5 protein-coding genes are annotated in these 4,798 nt (G+C 34.5%); 1 reads left to right on the top strand and 4 read right to left on the bottom strand.

The features are described 5' to 3' along the window. Positions 1-175: 175 nt before the first annotated feature. Positions 176-1,372, top strand: coding sequence for a reverse transcriptase domain-containing protein (locus AC5YC8_RS13995; RefSeq protein WP_496164901.1), 1,197 nt, complete (start codon positions 176-178; stop codon positions 1,370-1,372). 22 nt (positions 1,373-1,394) lie between these two features. Here AC5YC8_RS13995 and AC5YC8_RS13990 read toward each other — a convergent pair whose 3' ends face one another. The 4 genes from AC5YC8_RS13990 to AC5YC8_RS13975 all read right to left on the bottom strand — a co-directional run bounded on the left by AC5YC8_RS13990 (position 1,395) and on the right by AC5YC8_RS13975 (position 3,947). Further along, the gene (locus tag AC5YC8_RS13990) at positions 1,395-1,940 is read right to left on the bottom strand and encodes a hypothetical protein (protein ID WP_496164900.1); all 546 of its coding nucleotides are present in this window, start codon (positions 1,938-1,940) and stop codon (positions 1,395-1,397) included. 32 nt (positions 1,941-1,972) lie between these two features. Continuing rightward, positions 1,973-2,269, bottom strand: a complete 297-nt coding sequence (locus AC5YC8_RS13985; protein WP_286380641.1) for a HigA family addiction module antitoxin — start codon at positions 2,267-2,269, stop codon at positions 1,973-1,975. Positions 2,270-2,279: 10 nt separating this feature from the next. Beyond that, entirely contained in the window at positions 2,280-2,558 is a 279-nt protein-coding gene (locus AC5YC8_RS13980) for a type II toxin-antitoxin system RelE/ParE family toxin (protein WP_496164899.1), read from the bottom strand. Between the two features lie 849 nt (positions 2,559-3,407). Then, complete coding sequence (locus AC5YC8_RS13975) at positions 3,408-3,947, bottom strand: plasmid replication DNA-binding protein (protein WP_496164898.1); 540 nt, start codon at positions 3,945-3,947, stop codon at positions 3,408-3,410. Positions 3,948-4,798 lie beyond the last annotated feature (851 nt).

Raw genomic sequence — 4,798 nt, 5'->3', positions numbered from 1 at the left:
CGGCAAAAACTTCAATGATGCGACCCGAGTACAGCACATAACACATATTTCAGCAGAGTCCTTGACAGGATGCTATACGTTCATCGAGTTATTAGTGAACAGCGGTGATGGTGATATGCGTAGAATCACTTCGTAACTGTATGGGTAGCCTTGTGAACATACAGAGAAAAAGTTAATGACATTCCATGATTATATTAAAGAAAATTTTATTAAAAGTTTTCTTAATCTATTTAATAAACAACGCTTTTACTCATTGAGTATTAAATATTATCCTGAATATTTATCGTTTAATGAATTCAATTTAAATAAAGAAAAAATTTTAGTTGAACTTCTAGATAATTTATCTAAAAAAAATTACTCACCTCAACCATTACATCCAATTTTAATGGAAAAGCCAGATGGTTCTCTAAGATTAATATGCATTCCTTCAATACAAGATCGTATAGTTCAGAAACTGCTTTTAAAATATATAAAAGAACATCATAAAAATAAATATATACTAGCTACTAATTATGATTTCTCATCCAAGATCAGTGAAGCTGGCGCAATATCTGCACGAGTAGAGGCCCTAAGATTAAGAAATCAATATCCATATGTTTTAAAAACTGATATTTCTGCATTTTTTGATAATTTAGATCGTAGATTAATGAAAAAAAATATCGAAGAAAAATTAAATATATCTGAAATAAATTTCATACTAGAAAAAATTATTAAAGTTGATACTAGACTTAAAGAAACCGAATTAATCGGTGCTAAAGAAATAGCTTTCTTAAAGTCGAAAAGAGGAAAAGGCATTAGACAAGGCATGCCAATTTCATCATTCCTTGCCTCCTTATATCTTTATGAATTTGATACTTTAATGAATCAGAAAAAGATACCTTATGTAAGGTATGCTGATGATTTAGTAATATTTTGTTCATCTCGTTCGGAAGCTTTTAAATATTTAGAGTTGGTAACACAAGAATTAAAAAAGATTGGTCTCGAAATTCCGCCACTAGAAGATAAAGGAAAAACCAATATTTTCAAAAATACACCTGTGGATTTTCTAGGATTGGAGTTTAGATATAGTGGTAATAGATTTAAAGCATATATACCTAATTCAGTTTTCAAGACAATTAATAATAAATTAGATATATATGACTCTTTAAATAAAAATCTTAAAAATAAAAAAGATTTTTCAGACGTAATTCAAGATATAAAGTATATAAGCAATGGGTATAATTCTGCTTTTTCAGATGCTTGCAATCTAAGTGAGCTTACAGAAGAAATTAATCATAAAAAAATAATAATTTTTTCAAAACTTTTAAAATCATTAGGACTAGATATTGAAAAACTTAGTACTCGTCAAAAAAAGTTTTTCTTTAGCCTATAGTAGTTTACGTCAAATTTTTAAATCAGTTAATACACATAATTTTATTTTGTAGATTATTAATTTGACTTTGAAGTTGATCTTCTAATGCCAAATCGGCTGAACTTAGTTCTCTTAAACTACTTTTTCCTCCATAAATAACTTGTATTGATGAAGGATTCCTAATCTGATGCTTTTCTTTTTTCAAGGCTTCAACTTGAGATGTTATATAATTTAAACTACTAATTTTAAAGTCTGTTTCTTTAGCTTTTAACTGTTGATTTTCAGTTTTGATTTTTACAATATCCCCATTCAAATTGATTTTATCCTTTTCCAATCCTTCTATTTTTGACTCTAATGACACGATTCTAATTTTTTCTTTGTTTAAATCTTTTTTTATACTATCTAAATTATTAATATCTTTAGAATATTTTTCTAAATCAGAATTTAAATATTTAATTCTAGTTTCCAAGTTCTCTACTTTTGGATCAGAAACAAGTTTTAATGTTAAATAAAATGTTGGTGGTATAACAATAATTGCTGTAAGAATTGCAGATAAAAAATTATCTCTAACAATTTGAGGAACTTCCATAACTTCGACTCAATTAAGTTAATTTTATATATTCAAGAAATAAGAAAAAATGGTTGAATCTGTGGACGCTGTTTTTGTGATTCCATCCAAAGAGAATGCTTTGATTGAACACGCATTAACAGGTCTGCACTGATCCCTAAAGCATCATGCAAACGTAAAGCTACATCTGCTGTAATCGGTGCCTTACCATTGATAATTCGAGAAAGTAGTACACGGGTGACTTGGATACGTTCAGCAAGCTCTGTAACAGTAATGGCTTGTCCTTCCTCTTTTAGGCCATCTAGCCATTCTGAAACGAGTTCACCTGCATGCGCTGGATTGTTCATCATCATATTTACCTCAATGATAGTCCTGATAATCTACAATATAGGCATTACCATCTTTAAAAATGAAAGTCATACGCCAATTCGCATTAACCGTAATTGCCCAATGATCTTTTAACTTCCCTTTCAAAGGATGAAGCTTCCATCCCGGGAAGTTCATTTCATCAATACTCTGTGCTTCATTCAAAGCCGTTAATTGTCTTTTTAGCTTCACTGAATGAACAGATTGAATACCTGATGTAGAACTTGTTTTAAAAAACCTTTCTAGTCCCTTATGTTTAAAATCTATAATCACAAGAATTAATCCTTTGTATAGTTTGACTATACACCAATTCGTAAAGTAAAACTATACAAGTAGTACTAACAATAATACTAAATAAATGCTCTCACTCACTCCCCGATCACCCCAGCCTTCGGGCAAGCCCTCTGGGCTGATGGTGAACGTTGAGTGAGTTTCGGCAATACTCACCCTAAGGGCGCGATTTTGAAAAAAATCACTTTCCCTTAAGTATTGCCGAATAACCTGATTGGGCTGACGGAGCCACGCATCGGTCGTATCCGCACATAGTTTTACATACTATGCAGACAAGGACTTCTGGGTTGTGTACCTCTGCTCCACGCGCTCCCTGCCGCTACACGGCTGTATCTCTGCGAGGGTTTCCCCAACATGCAACTTAACAGTCCAATGTAACTACTCCTAACGCTCCGCCTATGTGAAGTTCCCCTGTAAGCGGTTTAGCCTTTCGACTATAGCTACAGTACGCCAGTGACACTTATTCCTACCACACGTACTGCATGCCAACCGTATGAAACGGACACGCAGAGGGAGGCAAAACCCGCTTTGAGGAGCTTATTTGATGGTTTTAAACACGTATTAACGAAGACTTATCATTTTAGGTCTTGAACTAAACACTTTTTATTGTGAAAATAGAGTTCAGGTACAAGCCATTGGTGAAATCATAACGGTCGCCAAACCTTATGATCTTCGTTATTCGATGTTCTAGCATCAAATAACTGCGTACCGCTGAATATAAAGCGAAAGCCCTGAGTGTTGCAAGACACTTGGGGCTTTTTCTTTTGTTTAAATTGTTGTTTCTGCAATATTCCCATCAAAAGCTAAAAAAATGCGCATTTGAGCTATTTCTCAGCGAAGAATTTCACTGACCAGTCTACGGAATAAGCCCTTCTTGGCTGGCTGCTCTATTGACTGCTTTGGCTCCAAATCTGTCTGTTTTATATTTTTAGACTGTGTTTCGGTCTGTTTCTCAGCTTGTTTTTTCTGTTCACCAAAACTGCTCTGATCCTGTTTAGCTACAGTTTCACCTGTTTCAGCACCTTCTGTTTTTGGCTTGTGTTCTATCAGTAGTTTGAAGTCATCAAAATCACGTCTAACGCTGGCTATCTCTTGTTTCAGGAAGGACTTGTCTTGTTTTAATTCTTCGATCTGTAAGCGTAGTTCACGGACAAGATCATCATTGTTTACTGAAACATTGGATTTAGCCTCTCCTGAAACAGCTTTCTTTCCAGGATGGCCAAAGACCCGGATCATGTCTTGCTGATCTATCTGCTGCACACCCAGTTCACTTAACTGGGGGGTGATCTCACCTTTCTTAATGGCTTTATAAATTGTCGTTCTACCAATATTAAATTTTCTCGAAGCCTCAACAATGGTGAGTAAAGACATAAGCCATTCCCTTTATTTTTGGTGTTAAAAAATCGCGGCAGCAACTGGGGACCTCGTAGAGCAAGATTTACCGTTAAGCCCCCTGGCGAATAAGGTAAAAGTGTTGTTCGGGAAGGGCTTTGCCCGTACCCGTACAATACACATCTTGCCGTCCAAATCTATGCAATTTTACGCAATTCTATGCAACTGCCTATAGGGAGGAGCTGAAACAATGCAATTTTCTGCAAAACAATGCAATTAAGTGCAATTCTTTGCAAAAGAATGCAATTCTGGCCTGTTTCTAAGGCGATTTAGCAGCTGATTTAAGGCGATTTAACGCAACTATAGGCAACTTTAGGCAATTTAACGCAACTATAGGCAATTTAGGGAAACTGGCGGGAAGAACACCAAAAAAAGAGGTTTTTAGGGTGAGTTTTTTAGACCCTATGATTAACTAAGATTGTTTAACTGGTATGAACAAAACCGTGGAACATTGCTCACTAATTAGGCGTGGAACGTGACAAATCATTAAAAAAGCCCAAGTAGGCATACTTAGGCTTTTTATATCGACATAAGACTATGATTTAACTGAAATAAAAATTTTCATTTCGTATAATGTGCATTATGTTAATTTTAGGAAAACTTTAAAATAAAAAGATAAATTTAACCTAAGATTATATAAACCCTAAAATCATGATAATTAAATCTAGGCCTATGATTAAATATAGATTATAGTCATCTCGTTAATTCTGAAGCGCTGCCAAAACACGGCAAAAACTTCAATGATGCGACCCGAGTACAGCACATAACACATATTTCAGCAGAGTCCTTGACAGGATGCTATACGTTCATCGAGTTATTAGTGAACAGCG

It is taken from the genome of Acinetobacter sp. FY731 (assembly GCF_059515905.1).
Note: the sequence above shows the minus strand (reverse complement) of the source record. Positions and strands in the feature narration are given on the sequence as shown.